Raw genomic sequence first — 14,797 nt, forward strand, 5'->3', positions numbered from 1 at the left:
GCAGAAAGAAGAGGGCCATTATGCGCCCCACCCTGGGCAGGCCCCGCAGGGCGGCCAAAATACGGCCCATGCACAAGCCTTCCGACCTCGGGTGCGGCCCGCGCCCCAAGCCCCTTGCCCGTCCCTGGCCTGCCCGCATGGCCCTCACCCTGGCTCTGGCAGCGCTGCTGGCGGGCTGCAGCAGCCCCCCGGCCAGTGACGCCCCGAGCAGCCCGCACCGCAACGCCCAGGGCTTTCGCAACCCCAGCGGCGTGCAGGTCGAAAAGCCCCTGGGCGAGCTGCTGCGCTGGCAGTGGGAGAAATGGCGCGACGGCCTGCCCCCGGCGGCCGGCCAGGCCACGCCCCAACAGGCACCGGACCTGGGCTTTTTGCACAGCAACGCGCGTGCCGGCGCCCAGATGCAACCCACGCTCACCTGGATCGGCCACGCCAGCACCCTGGTGCAGGCCAGCGGCCTGAACGTGCTGACCGACCCGATGTTCTCGCAGCGCGCCTTCATGGTGCAGTGGCTCGGGCCGCAGCGCCAGCAGCCCCCGGGCCTGACGCTGGCACAGTTGCCCCACATCGACGTGGTGCTGATCTCGCACAACCACTACGACCACCTGGACCGCGCCAGCGTGCAGGCCCTGGCCGCGCAAGCCGGTGGTTCGCCCCTGTTCCTGGTGCCGCTGGGCCTGAAGGCCTGGATGCAGGAGCAGGGCATCACCCGGGTGGAAGAACTGGACTGGTGGCAGGAGCGCCGGGTGGCCGGGGTGGACTTTGCACTCACCCCGGTGCAGCACTGGTCGGCGCGCGGCCTGAGCGACCACAACCACTCGCTGTGGGGCGGCTGGGCCGTGCTGGGGCCGGATTTTCACTGGTACTTCAGCGGCGACACCGGCTACAGCGCCGATTTCGTGGCCACCCGCGAGCGCCTGGCGGCGCGCCAGGGCCCGGCCCAGGGCGGGGGCTTCGACCTGGCCCTGATCGCCATCGGCGCCTACGCGCCGCGCTGGTTCATGAAAGAGCAGCACGTGGACCCCGACGAGGCCGTGCAGGTGCACCTGGACCTGGGCGCCAAGCGCAGCGTGGGCGTGCACTGGGGCACCTTCTTGCTCAGCGACGAGGCGCTGGACCAGCCGCCCAAGGACCTGGCGCGGGCGCGCCAGGCCCGCGGCCTGGGCGAGGCCGACTTCGGGGTCATGGCCCTGGGCGAGACCCGACACCTGCCCCGACGTTCGCCCCAACGTCCGCCCCAGAGCACCCCCAGCGCCCCCTGAGCCCCGCAGGCCTCCGTGCGGCCATCCGGACGGATGAGCCCGCAGTGCGCGACAATGCGGGCCTTGTTTTTTCCGCCCACAAAGGCCGCGCATGAAGATCGATAAAGACACCGTCGTCACCCTGCAATTCAAGGTGGCCAATGCCCAGGGGCTGCTGATCGAGCAGAGCAAGACCCCCATGGTCTACCTGCATGGCGGCTACGACAACACGCTGCCCAAGATCGAAGAGGCGCTGCAAGGCCAGGAGGCCGGCTACAAGGTGCTGCTGAAGCTGCAGCCCGAAGACGCCTTCGGCCTGCGCGACGAAAGCCTGGTGCGCGTGATCCCCAAGGCCGAGTTCCCGCCCGGCGTGAAGGTGGGTGGCCAGCTCGAAGGCCGCAATGACCAGGGCCAGCCGCAGATCTACCACGTGGTGAAGATCAAGGGCCCGCAGGTGCACCTGGATGGCAACCACCCCCTGGCCGGCCAGGCCCTGCAGTTCACCCTGCACGTGACGGGTGTGCGGGCCGCCAGTGAAGAAGAGATCGCCCACCGCCACGTGCACGGCGAGCACGGCCACCACCACTGAAGCCTGCGCGCCCATGAAGAAGAACGGACTGGCCGACCTGGCCCAGTTGGCCAGCCTGGGGGGCCTGGTGACCACGCCGGCGGCCGAACGCAACTGCCCCGGCTGCAGCCAGCCGCTGGACCAATGCCGCTGCGAGGCCCTGGCCCAGGAACGCGCCCAGAAAGCCGCGCTGAAAGGCGCTGCCGTGCGGGTGTGGCTCGAAACCAAGGGCCGGCGCGGCAAGGGCGTGACGGTGGTGAAGGGCCTGCCGCTGGACGCCACTGCCCTGGAGGCCCTGGCCAAGCAGCTCAAGGCGGCCTGCGGCTCGGGCGGCACGGCCAAGGATGGCGACATCGAGATCCAGGGCGACCACCGCGACACCGTGCTGGCGGCCCTGCTCAAGCAAGGTTACGCAGCCAAGCGGGCCGGTGGCTGAGCCCGTCAGCCCCATGAAACCCGAAGACCTGCAGCGCCTGGTCACAACGGAGATGCCCTTTGGCAAGCATAAGGGCACCCTGCTGGCCGACCTGCCCGGCAACTACCTGAACTGGTTTGCCCGCGAAGGTTTTCCCAAAGGCGACATCGGCCGCTTGCTGGCCCTGATGCACGAGATCGACCACAACGGCCTGTCAGAGCTACTGCAGCCGCTGCGGAGGGCGCCCCGCCAGCGCTGAGGGTCAACGCCCCTCAGGTGCCCAGGCGCGGGCCCCGGGCCAGCCCGTGCCGGGCCTTGAGCAAGGCCTTTTCGGCGTACATGCGCAGGTCGGCCGCCTTGACCAGGTCGCCCGGCTGGGTGGCGTCCTGGGGCCAGCAGGCCAGACCCAGGCTGACTTCGATCTCGACGCTGGCCCCGCTGGCCAGTTGCAGGGGGCCGTTGACGGTCTTGCGCAGACGCTGCACCGCCTGCTCTCCCGTGCTGAGCGACGACAGGTCGTGGATCAGGATCACAAACTCATCGCCCCCGAGCCGGGCCACGAAGTCGCCCCCGCGGGCAAACTCGCGCAGGCGCCGCGCCACCTCGATCAGCACCGCGTCGCCCGCATCGTGGCCCAGGCGGTCATTGACCTGCTTGAAGCCATTGAGGTCGGCCATCACCAGGCCGAAGGACTGCTGGCTGCGCTCCCAGCGCGCCACCTCGCGGTCCAGGGTTTCGTCGAAATAGCGCCGGTTGGGCAGGTCGGTGAGGGCGTCTTCGCGGGCCAGCGCCAGCACCCGGCTTTGCGCCTGCTGGTAGCAGGCCAGGCTGATGCTGTAGGTCCAGCCGACGATGAACAGCACCAGCATCAGGTACAGCACCCCCTGAAAAGGGTGCTCCTGGATGCTCGGGTCATCGGGGGCCAGGCAGGCCAGCACCCAGCGCGTGGCCATGGCCGCCGCCATCAGCAGCAGAAAAAAACCGGCCACCCGGTGCACCAGGCGCTCTTCCGGGCGGCTGTGGCGACACATCACCCAGGCCGACAGGCCCAGCAGCAGCACGCTGACAGCATCATGGATCTGGTAGCGCCGCACCGCATGCGCATGCAGGAGCACCGCCGACAGCATGGCCGCCGGCGCCAACAGCAGCAGGGCACGGGGCCAGTGATCCGCCGCGGGGTGGCCTCGAAAACGCAGGCTGCCCTGCAGCAGCAGCATCAAGGTGATCAGGCCGGCCGCATGGTTGACGATCAGCGCCTGCGAAAACGACCAGCCCAGGGCCAGCGCCAGCGGGATGGCCAGGAAACCCAGCGACATCATGGCCGAGGAGGCCATCCACCAGCGCAGGCCGGGTACCTGGCGGTTGATGCGCCAAATCGTGTACATGACCAGCAGGGTCACCTGGGCCACCATCGAAACGACCACCGACAAAGTCTCGCGGTCCAACATCCATCGCATCTGAGCTTGCGCTTTCCGGGGCGCTCTGGGCCCCATCCGCCCGGGTTCCACAACCCGGGTCTGCGTCTCCCATTGTCGACCTGAGCACAAGCTCCGGCTTGATCTTGATCAAGCCCGAAACCGAGGCAGAAAGCGCCTCAACACGCCAGGGATTCGAAGAAGGGCAAGCCCCCTGCATCGCAAATAAGCCCCTGACCTTGCCAGGTCCAGAGTTCGCCCCGACGGCCCCACAGGCGCAGGCCCACCGGGCCCTCCAGACGCGCCGGCAAGGGCAGTTGCCGCAGGCACTGGCCCTGCCACAGCAGCTCTCCATCGAGCAAGGCGCCCAAAGGCAGTACGGCCTCCGGAACACCCTGCGGCGGTGCGGGCCACAGGCCGAGCAGCAGGCCGCGCACATGGCCCAGCCTGGGCGATGCCCCTGGGCCCTCGGCGGGCGCGAGCACCGCGGCCGCCGCCCAACGCAGTTGCAGCCCCGCCACCCCGTTGGGGCCGGGCCACCGCTGCACCCCGGCCAGCTCGGAGTCGGCGAAGTGCAGGCTCAGCTCAGCAGGGGCCTGGCCCATGCTCAGTTCAGCGGGGTGCGCACACCGTCGCGGAAACCGTACAGGGTGACGGCTGGTTGGGTCAGCTCGCCCTTGGCGGTGAAGGCAATCTGGCCGGTCACGCCGTGGCGGTTGGTCTTGGCCAGGGCCGGCAGGTAGACCTTGGGATCGGTCGAGCTGGCGCTCTTCATGGCGTCGATCAGCACCAGGGTGGCGTCGTAGGCGTAGGGGCTGTAGATCTGGAACTGGCCGGGGAAGCGGGCGTCATAGCGCTTCTTCCACTCGGGGCCGCCCTGCATCTTGGCCACCGAAGCACCCCCGGTGGCACAGGTCACGCCGGCCAGCGGCGCCGCCTTGGCCGACAACTCGGCCAGCTTCTCGGTGCACAGCGCGTCGCCGCCGAACAGCTTCACCTCGCCCAGGCCCAGCTGCTCCATCTGGCGCAGCATGGGGCCGGCCTGGGCATCCAGGCCGCCGTAGAAGATGGCATCGGGCTTCTTGGACTTGATGGCCGTGAGGATGGCCATGAAGTCGGTGGCCTTGTCGTTGGTGAATTCCTCGCCCACCACGGTCAGGCCTTTTTGCAGGGCCGTGGCCTTGAACACGCCGGCCACGCCCTGCCCATAGGCGGTGCGGTCGTCGATGATGGCCACGCGCTTGACCTTGAGCGCATCGGCGGCGTAGTAGGCCAGCGCGGCGCCCAGGGCGTTGTCGTTGGCGATCAGGCGGAAGGTGGTCTTGTAGCCGGGCTTGGTCAGGTCGGGGTTGGAGGCCGAGGCGGTGATGTTGGGCAGATCGCACTTGGCGTAGATCGCTGCGGCCGGGATCGAGGTGCCCGACTGCAGGTGGCCGACCAGGCCCGCCACCTTGGCGTCGCACATCTTCTGGGCCACGGCCGTGGCCTGGCGCGGGTCGCCGGCATCGTCTTCGGCGGCGATCTCGAAGCGAACCTTCTTGCCACCGATCATGGGGTTCTGGGCGTTCGCTTCTTCGATGGCCAGACGCACGCCGTTTTCGGTGTCCTTGCCGATGTGGGCAATGCCGCCCGAGACGGGGCCGGCGTGGCCGATCTTGACGACCTGCACGTCCTGGGCGGAGGCCGATGTGCCCAGGGCCAGCACCGCGGCGAGGGCCAAGGTGGAGCGGATGAATCGCGCTTGAGTTTTCATGAAAAGTTTCCCTTGTGCGGCTGCAGACTTCAGGCCACGGAGCGGAGCAGCCACCTCCGATCCCGGCCGCCCGTGGGCGTGACACTGCACAGGGTCCATGCAGCGCGGCACGCGGGGGCAGATTCCAAAAACAAAACGCGCCCAAAGGCGCGTTTTGCAGAGTCAACGAGACTTACTTGGCGACAACACGCACCATTTCGAGGCACTTGTTCGAGTAGCCCCATTCGTTGTCGTACCAGCTCACGACCTTCACGAAGGTGCTGTCCAGGGCGATGCCGGCTTCGGCGTCGAACACCGAGGTGCACGATTCGCCACGGAAGTCGGTGGCCACCACCTTGTCTTCGGTGTAGCCCAGCACGCCCTTCAGAGCGCCTTGCGACTGGGCCTTCATTTCGGCGCAGATCTCGGCGTAGGAGGCAGCGCTGTTGAGTTCCACGGTCAGGTCCACCACCGACACGTCGGAGGTGGGCACGCGGAAGGACATGCCGGTCAGCTTCTTGTTGAGCTCAGGAATCACCACGCCCACGGCCTTGGCGGCACCGGTGCTGCTGGGGATGATGTTTTCCAGGATGCCGCGACCGCCGCGCCAGTCCTTGTTGCTCGGGCCGTCCACGGTCTTTTGCGTGGCGGTGGCGGCGTGCACGGTGGTCATCAGGCCGCGCTTGATGCCCCACTTGTCGTTCAGCACCTTGGCCACGGGGGCCAGGCAGTTGGTGGTGCACGATGCGTTGGAGACGATGGCCTGGCCAGCGTAGGTCTGGTGGTTCACGCCGTAGACGAACATCGGGGTGTCGTCCTTGGACGGGGCCGACAGGATGACCTTCTTGGCGCCAGCGGCCAGGTGCTTCTCGGCGGTTTCCTTGGTCAGGAACAGGCCGGTGGACTCGATCACCACGTCGGCGCCCACTTCGTTCCACTTCAGGTTGGCGGGATCGCGCTCTGCGGTCAGGCGGATCTTCTTGCCATTGACCACCAGGGTGTTGCCTTCGACGGCGATGTCACCCTTGAAACGGCCGTGCACGCTGTCGTACTTCAGCATGTACGCCAGGTAGTCGGGCTCGAGCAGGTCGTTGATGCCCACGATCTCGATGTCGGAGAAGTTCTGCACCGCAGCGCGAAACACCATGCGGCCGATGCGGCCGAAGCCGTTGATGCCAACCTTGATAGCCATGTCAGTCTCTTTCCTGGAGTTAAAAAATAACAAGGGGCGGCCGGCGTCGGGCGCCGGCTCGTTGGATTTGCTTCGTGTGGGTTACTTCTTCTTGGCCTTGCCCAGCGCCACCAGCACGGTGTCGGTGACGTTCTCGGCGGTGAAGCCGAAGTGCTTGAACAGCACCGGGGCCGGGGCCGATTCGCCATAGGTGTCGATGCCCACCACGGCGGCCACGCCGTACTTCCACCAGCCATCGGTGCTGCCCATCTCGACCGCCACGCGGGGCAGGCCGGCCGGCAGGACCGATTTCTTGTAGGCCAGGGTCTGGCGATCGAAGGTGGTGGTGCTGGGCATGGAGACCACGCGCACATAGACCTTCTTCTCGGCCAGCAGCTTCTGGGCGGCCAGCGCCAGCTGCACTTCAGAGCCGGTGGCGATGATCACGCCCTGGGGCTTGCGCTTGATGCCGATGTCGGCCGGCTCGCTCAGGATGTAGGCACCGCGGCTGATCTCGCCCAGGTCTTTCTTGGGCGAGTAGGGCAGGTTCTGGCGCGACAGCAGCAGGGCGGTCGGGCGGTTCTTGTTCTCCAGGGCCACGGCCCAGGCGATGGTGGTTTCAGCCGTGTCGGCCGGGCGCCACACATCGAGGTTGGGGATCAGGCGCAGGCTGGCGGCGTGTTCGATCGACTGGTGGGTCGGGCCGTCTTCGCCCAGACCGATGGAGTCGTGGGTGAACACATGGATCACGCGCTGCTTCATCAGCGCCGCCATGCGGATCGCGTTGCGGCTGTAGTCGCTGAAGGTCAGGAAGGTGCCACCGTAGGGGATGAAGCCACCGTGCAGGGCCACACCGTTCATGATGGCGGCCATGCCGAACTCGCGCACGCCGTAGTTGATGTGGCGGCCACCCACCAGTTGGCCGTCGGCCGCAGCGGTCTGCACCACCTCGCCGGCGGCGTCAAAGCGCAGGTTGGGGGTGCTCTTGGTGTTGGTGAGGTTGGAGCCGGTCAGGTCGGCAGAGCCCCCCAGCAGCTCGGGCAGAGCGGCGGTGAAGGCTTCCAGGGCCAGTTGGCTGGCCTTGCGGCTGGCCACGGTCTCGGCCTTGGTGTGGGCGGCGATGGCGGCATCGACGGCCACCTGGGCAAAGTTCTTCGGCAGCTCGCCGGCCATGCGGCGCAGCAGCTCGGCGGCCAGCGCCGGGTGGGCGGCCTGGTAGGCGGCGAAGCGGGTGTTCCACTCGGCTTCGGCGGCGGCGCCACGGGCCTTGGCGTCCCAGGCGGCGTACACATCGGCCGGGATCTCAAAGGGGGCATGCGGCCAGCCCAGGGCTTCGCGGGTCAGGGCGATTTCTTCGGCACCCAGGGGTTCGCCGTGGGCCTTGGAGGTGTTGGCGCGGTTGGGCGAGCCCTTGCCGATGGCAGTCTTGCAGATGATCAGGGTGGGGGCCGCGTTCTGGCCCTTGGCCTGGGCGATGGCCTGCGACACGGCGTCCACGTCGTGGCCGTCCACCGGGCCGATCACATTCCAGCCATAGGCCTGGAAGCGTTGGGCGGTGTTGTCGATGAACCAGGGCGCGACCTGGCCGTCGATGGAGATGCCGTTGTCGTCGTACAGGGCGATCAGCTTGCCCAGCTTCCAGGCACCGGCCAGGGCGGCCGCTTCGTGGCTGATGCCTTCCATCAGGCAGCCGTCGCCCATGAAGACGTAGGTGTGGTGGTCGACCACGGCATGGCCGTCGCGGTTGAACTCCTTGGCCAGCAGCTTCTCGGCCAGCGCGAAGCCCACGGCATTGGTGATGCCCTGGCCCAGCGGGCCGGTGGTGGTTTCAACGCCGGGGGTGATGCCCACTTCGGGGTGGCCGGCGGTCTTGCTGTGCAGCTTGCGGAAGTTCTTCAGCTCTTCGATCGGCAGCGGGTAGCCGGTGAGGTGCAGCAGCGCGTAGATCAGCATCGAGCCGTGGCCGTTGGACAGCACGAAGCGGTCACGGTCCAGCCACTGGGGCTGACTCGGGTTGTGCTTGAGGTGCTGGCCCCACAGGGCCACCGCCATGTCGGCCATGCCCATGGGGGCACCCGGGTGACCGGAGTTGGCGAGTTGAACGGCGTCCATGGCCAACGCGCGGATCGCGTTTGCCATATCTTGTTGTTGCTGGGTGTTGGCCATCGGGAGAAGCTCCGGATTGGAGGGTCTGGGGGAAACCCCGTATTTTACCGGTCGCGCCCGACCCAGGTCGCGAAGCCCACTTTCAGGGCCGCCATCCGTCTCATTCAGGCCCTGACTTGCACTAAAGTGGAGCCTCTTATGCTTGGCCTTCACCTGACCGCTGATTTGCACGACTGCCGCTGTGCGCCGCACTGGCTGCAGGACGCGCCAGCGCTGGGCCAGGCCTGCCTGGAGGCCGTGGCCGCCAGTGGCCTGCAGGCCGTCAACCAACTGGTGCACGCCTTCCCGGCCGGCCCCAAGGGCCCCGGCGGGGTGACCGCCACGGTGCTGCTGGCCGAATCGCATCTGTGTGTGCACACCTGGCCCGAACTGGGCGCCGTGACCCTCGATGTGTACGTGTGCAATGTGGGGGCCGACCACGCCCCCCAGGCGCGTGCCCTGCTGGCCCGATTGCTGGCGCTGTTCCAGCCCGGGCGCCAGCGCCTGCAAGAGCTGCAGCGTGGCAGCCTGATCGAAGCGGCCCAACCCCTGCCGGCCTGACGCCCCGGCCTGATCCATGAACCCCACGCCAGACGCCCTCATGCAAGACACCCCGGCCATGCTGCTGGCCGCCGGCCGTGGCGAGCGCATGCGCCCGCTCACCGACCTGCACCCCAAGCCGCTGCTGGCGGTGCAGGGCCGCCCGCTGTTGCAGTGGCAGCTGCAGGCGCTGGCCCGAGACGGCTGCCGGCAGGTGGTGATCAACACCGCCTGGCTGGGCCAGCAGATCCAGGACCATTTCGGTGCGCAGTTCGCCACTGAACACGGCTCGCTGGCGCTGAGCTATTCCGACGAGGCCGCCGACTTTGGCGGCGCGCTGGAGACCGCCGGCGGCATTGCCCGCGCGCTGCCCCACCTGGGCGAGGTGTTCTGGCTGGCTGCGGGCGATGTGTTCGCCCCCGACTTCGTGTTCGACCCGCAGGCCCTGGCCCGGTTTCGCGCCGGCACGGCCCTGGCCCACCTGTGGCTGGTGCCCAACCCGGCGCACAACCCGCGCGGCGACTTCGGCCTGAGCCCCGAAGGCCTGGCCCTGAACCTGGGCGCCGACCAGCCCGGCCCGCGCCACACCTACAGCACCATCGGGCTGTACCGCGCCGAGCTGTTCACGGCACCCTGGTGCGACATCGCCGCCGGCAACCCGCAGGGGCAGGCCGCCGCGCTGGCACCGCTGCTGCGCCGTGCCATGGATGCCGGCCGCGTGACGGCCAGCCTGTACACCGGGCGCTGGACCGACGTGGGCACGCCCGAGCGACTGGCCCAATTGAACAAGCCCCTGAACGAGCCCCAGAACGCGGCCTGATCCGCCCCACCCCAGCCCACACCGCCGCTGAAAGCCCGCCATGTCCGACCTCCCCACCCTCGCCCCCACCCCCTTGAGCGTCTACGCCGAACGCCGCGCCCGCGTGGCCCAGGCCATCGGGCCCAACGGCATCGCCATCGTGCCCACCGCGCCCGAGCGCCAGCGCAACCGCGACAGCGATTTCCTGTACCGGCACGACAGCTACTTCTACTACCTGACCGGCTTCACCGAGGCCAACGCCTGGCTGGTCATCACCGGCGACGGCCACAGCACGCTGTGGTGCAACCCCAAGGACCTGGAGCGCGAGATCTGGGACGGCTACCGCCTGGGCCCGGATGCCGCCCCCGCGGCCCTGGGTGTGGACACGGCCTGGCCGGTGACCGAGCTGGACAGCCGCCTGCCCAAGCTGCTGGAAAACCGCGACGTGGTGCACTACCCCTTCGCCACCCACAAGGGCCTGGAGACCCGGGTCGACGGCTGGCTCAGCCAGGTGCGCGCCCGGGTGCGCTTCGGCGCCCTGTGCCCGGCCATGCAGCGCGACCTGTGCGGCGTGCTCGACGAGATGCGCCTGATCAAGGACGGGTACGAACTGGCCATCATGCGCCGGGCTGCCCAGATCAGCGCCCGCGCCCATGTGCGCGCCATGCAGCTCAGCGCCAGCCGGCTGCGCGCCGGCCAGGACGTGCGCGAGTACCACCTGGACGCCGAACTGCTGCACGAGTTCCGCCGCCACGGCTCGCAGTACCCGGCCTACAGCTCCATCGTGGCCGCCGGCGCCAATGCCTGCGTGCTGCACTACCGCGCCGACACCGCACCGGTGCGCGACGGCGAGCTGGTGCTGATCGATGCCGGCTGCGAACTCGACAGCTACGCCAGCGACATCACCCGCACCTTCCCGGCCAATGGCCGCTTCAGCGGGCCGCAACGCGCCCTGTACGACCTGGTGCTGGCCTCGCAGGACGCGGCCGTGGCCGCCACCCGTGCCGGCGCCCGCTTCAACGACCCGCACGACGCCACCGTGGCCGTGCTGGCGCAAGGCCTGCTCGACCTGGGCCTGCTCGACCGCAACAGCGTGGGCAGCGTGCAGGACGTGATCGAGAACCGCAGCTACTTCCCGTTCTACATGCACCGCACCAGCCACTGGCTGGGCATGGATGTGCACGACTGCGGCAGCTATGTGGAGCCCACCGAGCTGGGCGAGGCCAGCCTGCGGCGCGACCCGCTGTCGGGCGAGACCATCACCAACCGGCCCAGCCGCATCCTGCACCCAGGCATGGTGCTGACCCTCGAGCCCGGCCTGTATGTGCGCCCGGCCCCGGGCGTGCCCGAGGCCTTCCACCACATCGGCATCCGCATCGAAGACGATGCCGTGGTCACGGCGCAAGGCTGCGAGCTGATCACCCGCGACGTGCCCGTGCACGCCGACGAGATCGAAGCGCTGATGCGCTGATGGCCGGATGAAGCAGACCGCCCCCCAGTCGGCATGAGCGCCTCCCCCGCCCCCCGACCCGAGCGCCGTGCCCCGCGCCTGATCGCCAACGAGAAAACCGTGCCCCGCCTGCACCTGGTGGGCACGCTGGTGGTGGTGCTGAGCCTGACGCTGGCCCTGGTGGGATTCTTCTCATGGCAGAACCTGGCCGAGCAAAAGGCCTCGTTGCAAAGGGTGGAAGCGGTGCTGCAACAGCAGCAACGGCAGCGCCTGTCGGCCGAGATGGACTCGGCCCTGAGCTACATCGAGTTCGTGCGTTCACGCACCCACGACGTGCTGCGCCACAGCCTGGTCAACCAGGTCGACAACGCCATGCAGGTGGCCGAGGCCATCTACCGGCGCGAGTCGCCGCTGCGCCCGGCCGCCGAGGTGCGCCAGCTGATCATCGAGGCGCTGCGTGAGGTGCGCTTCTACGATGGCCGGGGCTACTACTTCATCGACGACATGGAGGGCCGCTTCATCCTGCTGCCCACCGCGCCGCAGCTCGAAGGCAAGCTGTCGCCGGACAACCGCGACGACACCGGCCACCCCATCATGCAAGGTCTGATCGAGGCGGCCCGCAAGCCCCGTGGCGAGGGCTTCTCGCGCTACCGCTGGTACCTGCCCGACCAACCCAAGCAGATGGCCGACAAGCTGGCCTATGTGCGTTACTTTGCCCCCTACGGCTGGCTGATCGGCACCGGCGACTACACCTACAAATGGGAGGAGCTGCAGCAGCAGGAAGCCCTGGCCCACCTGCGCTCGCTGCGCTTCGGCGTCAGCGGCTACTTCGGCCTGGTCGACCGCCAGGGCCGATCTTTGCTGTCGCCCTCCAACGCCTCGCTGGAAGGCCTGCATTTTTCCGGCCTGCCGCCGGCCGAAGCCGCGGCCGTGGAAAAGATCTTCCGCACCGGCCAGAACGGGGGCGGCTTCATCCACTACGAATGGCCCCACCCCAACACCGGCCAGATGAGCCCCAAGACAGCGCTGGTCAAGGTGGTCGAGCCCTGGGGCTGGGTGATCGCCGCCACGGTGTTCGACAACGAGCTGGAGTCTTCGATCAACCGGGAGAGGCAGCTGCATGACGAAGGCAACCCGCAGCGCTGGCTGACCCTGGGCCTGGCGGTGCTGGTGGCGCTGGGTGTGGCGCTGGGGGCGTCCTTGTTGTTCTCACGCTGGTCGCGCCGGCTGTTCCTGGCCTACCACCGTGAAAATGCGCGCCACCTGGAAGCCCTGCACCAACAGGCGGCCGAGCTCAAGACCCTGTCGCGTGCCATGGCGCAAAGCCCGGTGTCCATCGTGATCACCGACACCCGTGCCAGCATCACCTATGTGAACCCCGAATTCGAACGCATGAGCGGCTATGCCATGGCCGACGTGCTCGGTCAGCCGCCGAACTTTCTGCGCGCTGCAGACGAGGACCAGGCCCGCTACGAGTCCATCTGGGCGCTGGCACGCCAGGGCCAGGCCTGGCAAGGCGAGCTGCCGATCCGTTGCCACGACGGCACCCTGCTGTGGCACAAGGTGCAGGTCTCACCCGTGCTCAACGACCAGGGCAACATCGCCCAGTACCTGGCCATCCTCGAGGACGTGACCGAGCGACGCCGCATCGACGCCGAACAGCGCATTGCCGCCACCGCCTTCGAAACCCAGGAAGGCATGATGGTGGCCGACCGGCAGGGCGTGATCCTGAAGATCAACCAGGCCTTCAGCGACATCACCGGCTACAGCTCGCAGGACGTGGTGGGGCAGACGCCCCAGATCCTCAAATCGGGCCGGCACGACCGTGCCTTCTATGACGGTCTCTGGAAGTCAGTGCTGGAAACAGGGCAATGGCAGGGCGAGATCTGGAACCGGCGCAAGAACGGCGACATCTTCCCCGAGTGGCTGACCATCACAGCCGTCAAGGGTGAGGGTGGCGAGGTCACGCATTACGTCAGCACCCTGACCGACATCACCCAGCGCAAGGCGGCCGAGAACGAGATCCGCCACCTCGCCTTCTTCGACCCCCTGACCAGCCTGCCCAACCGCCGCCTGCTGCTGGACCGGCTGCGCCAGGCCCTGGCCTCCAGCGTGCGGCGCCAGCGCAATGGGGCGCTGATCTTCATCGACCTGGACAACTTCAAGACCCTCAACGACACCCTGGGCCACGACAAGGGTGACCTGTTGCTGCAGCAGGTGGCGCAGCGTCTGCTGCACAGCGTGCGCGAAAGTGACACGGTCTCGCGTCTGGGTGGCGATGAGTTCGTGGTCATGCTCGATGGGCTGGACAGCCACCCGGCGGAAGCAGCCCACCAAGCCGAGACCGTGGGCGAGAACATCCGCCTGGCCCTGAACCACCCCTATGACCTGGCCGGCAACGAATACCACTGCTCGCCCAGCATGGGGGTGGCCCTGTTCGACCAGCATTCGCAGGTGGACGAGATGCTGCAGCGCGCCGACCTGGCCATGTACCAGGCCAAGGCGGCCGGCCGCAACACGCTGCGCTTCTTCGACCCGGCCATGCAGGCCTTGGTGGCCGAGCGCGCCACCCTCGAGTCGGACCTGCGCGTGGCCATCCGCGACGGCCAGCTGCTGCTGGCCTACCAGGCCCAGGTCAGCGCGGCCGGCCAGGTGCTGGGGGCCGAGGCCCTGGTGCGCTGGCAGCATCCGCAGCGCGGCCTGGTGTCCCCGGCCGATTTCATCCCGCTGGCCGAGGACACCGGGCTGATCCTGCCCCTGGGCCTGTGGGTGCTGACCGAGGGCTGCCGGCAACTCGCCGAGTGGGCCCTGAGCCCGGCCCATGCCCATCTGACCCTGGCCATCAACGTGAGCGCCCGCCAGTACCGGCAGACCGACTTCGTGCAACAGGTGCTCGACACCTTGGCGAGCACCGGGGCGCCGGCCCACCGCCTCAAGCTGGAGCTGACCGAAAGCCTGCTGCTGCACGACGTGGAGGACATCATCGCCAAGATGAGCGCCTTGCAGGCGCATGGCGTGGGCTTCTCGCTGGACGACTTCGGCACCGGCTACTCCAGCCTGAGCTACCTCAAGCGATTGCCGCTGGACCAATTGAAGATCGATCAGTCCTTTGTGCGCGACCTGCTGGAGGACGCCAACGATGCCACCATCGCGCGCACCATCGTGGCCCTGGGCAAGAACCTGGGGCTGGCGGTGATCGCCGAAGGCGTCGAGACGGTGGAACAACGCGATCGCCTGGCCAGCTATGGCTGTGATGCCTACCAGGGCTACCTGTACGGGCGCCCCGCCAGTGCCGCCGAACTGCCTCTGAGTGGCGAAATTTGA

The 14,797-nt window shown here is 68.2% G+C and carries 13 protein-coding genes; 8 read left to right on the forward strand and 5 right to left on the reverse strand.

From position 1 onward, the window contains the following. Positions 1-68: 68 nt before the first annotated feature. From L880_RS0105055 to L880_RS0105070, 4 genes are all read left to right on the forward strand, one after another. A complete protein-coding gene (locus L880_RS0105055; protein ID WP_245614964.1) occupies positions 69-1,259 on the forward strand; it encodes an MBL fold metallo-hydrolase in 1,191 nt (396 codons plus the stop codon). 91 nt (positions 1,260-1,350) lie between these two features. Continuing rightward, a complete protein-coding gene (locus tag L880_RS0105060) occupies positions 1,351-1,827 on the forward strand; it encodes an FKBP-type peptidyl-prolyl cis-trans isomerase (protein ID WP_027474749.1) in 477 nt (158 codons plus the stop codon). Between the two features lie 13 nt (positions 1,828-1,840). After that, on the forward strand, positions 1,841-2,242 hold the full coding sequence (locus L880_RS0105065) for an SUI1 family translation initiation factor (RefSeq protein WP_211245277.1): 402 nt from the start codon (positions 1,841-1,843) through the stop codon (positions 2,240-2,242). Between the two features lie 13 nt (positions 2,243-2,255). Then, the gene (locus L880_RS0105070) at positions 2,256-2,480 is read left to right on the forward strand and encodes a DUF3820 family protein (protein ID WP_027474751.1); all 225 of its coding nucleotides are present in this window, start codon (positions 2,256-2,258) and stop codon (positions 2,478-2,480) included. 13 nt (positions 2,481-2,493) lie between these two features. On the opposite strand, the gene L880_RS34220 is transcribed toward L880_RS0105070, so the two are convergent. The 5 genes from L880_RS34220 to tkt all read right to left on the reverse strand — a co-directional run bounded on the left by L880_RS34220 (position 2,494) and on the right by tkt (position 8,705). After that, positions 2,494-3,678, reverse strand: coding sequence for a GGDEF domain-containing protein (locus L880_RS34220; protein ID WP_169737724.1), 1,185 nt, complete (start codon positions 3,676-3,678; stop codon positions 2,494-2,496). A gap of 137 nt (positions 3,679-3,815) precedes the next feature. Then, on the reverse strand, positions 3,816-4,241 hold the full coding sequence (locus L880_RS0105080; RefSeq protein ID WP_027474752.1) for a hypothetical protein: 426 nt from the start codon (positions 4,239-4,241) through the stop codon (positions 3,816-3,818). Between the two features lie 2 nt (positions 4,242-4,243). Continuing rightward, entirely contained in the window at positions 4,244-5,389 is a 1,146-nt protein-coding gene (locus L880_RS0105085) for a branched-chain amino acid ABC transporter substrate-binding protein (protein WP_027474753.1), read from the reverse strand. Positions 5,390-5,561: 172 nt separating this feature from the next. Next, complete coding sequence (gene gap, locus L880_RS0105090) at positions 5,562-6,560, reverse strand: type I glyceraldehyde-3-phosphate dehydrogenase (RefSeq protein WP_019573861.1); 999 nt, start codon at positions 6,558-6,560, stop codon at positions 5,562-5,564. An 81-nt stretch (positions 6,561-6,641) separates the two neighbouring features. Beyond that, positions 6,642-8,705 carry a transketolase gene (gene tkt / locus L880_RS0105095; RefSeq protein ID WP_027474754.1) on the reverse strand — a complete coding sequence of 688 codons (2,064 nt, stop codon included), beginning with the start codon at positions 8,703-8,705 and terminating at the stop codon, positions 6,642-6,644. Positions 8,706-8,843: 138 nt separating this feature from the next. Between tkt and speD the strand changes: the two genes are divergently transcribed. The 4 genes from speD to L880_RS31685 are packed head-to-tail and all read left to right on the forward strand — an operon-like array spanning position 8,844 to position 14,797. After that, positions 8,844-9,245 carry an adenosylmethionine decarboxylase gene (gene speD, locus L880_RS0105100; protein WP_027474755.1) on the forward strand — a complete coding sequence of 134 codons (402 nt, stop codon included), beginning with the start codon at positions 8,844-8,846 and terminating at the stop codon, positions 9,243-9,245. Positions 9,246-9,261: 16 nt separating this feature from the next. After that, a complete protein-coding gene (locus tag L880_RS0105105) occupies positions 9,262-10,044 on the forward strand; it encodes a nucleotidyltransferase family protein (protein ID WP_027474756.1) in 783 nt (260 codons plus the stop codon). 40 nt (positions 10,045-10,084) lie between these two features. Continuing rightward, positions 10,085-11,494 (forward strand): aminopeptidase P N-terminal domain-containing protein, encoded by a 1,410-nt coding sequence (locus L880_RS0105110; RefSeq protein ID WP_043328593.1) that lies wholly within the window; start codon positions 10,085-10,087, stop codon positions 11,492-11,494. Between the two features lie 33 nt (positions 11,495-11,527). Then, positions 11,528-14,797 carry a bifunctional diguanylate cyclase/phosphodiesterase gene (locus L880_RS31685; protein ID WP_051443079.1) on the forward strand — a complete coding sequence of 1,090 codons (3,270 nt, stop codon included), beginning with the start codon at positions 11,528-11,530 and terminating at the stop codon, positions 14,795-14,797.

The sequence above is a fragment of the Curvibacter gracilis ATCC BAA-807 genome, from assembly GCF_000518645.1.
Classification (GTDB): Bacteria; Pseudomonadota; Gammaproteobacteria; order Burkholderiales; family Burkholderiaceae_C; genus Curvibacter; species Curvibacter gracilis.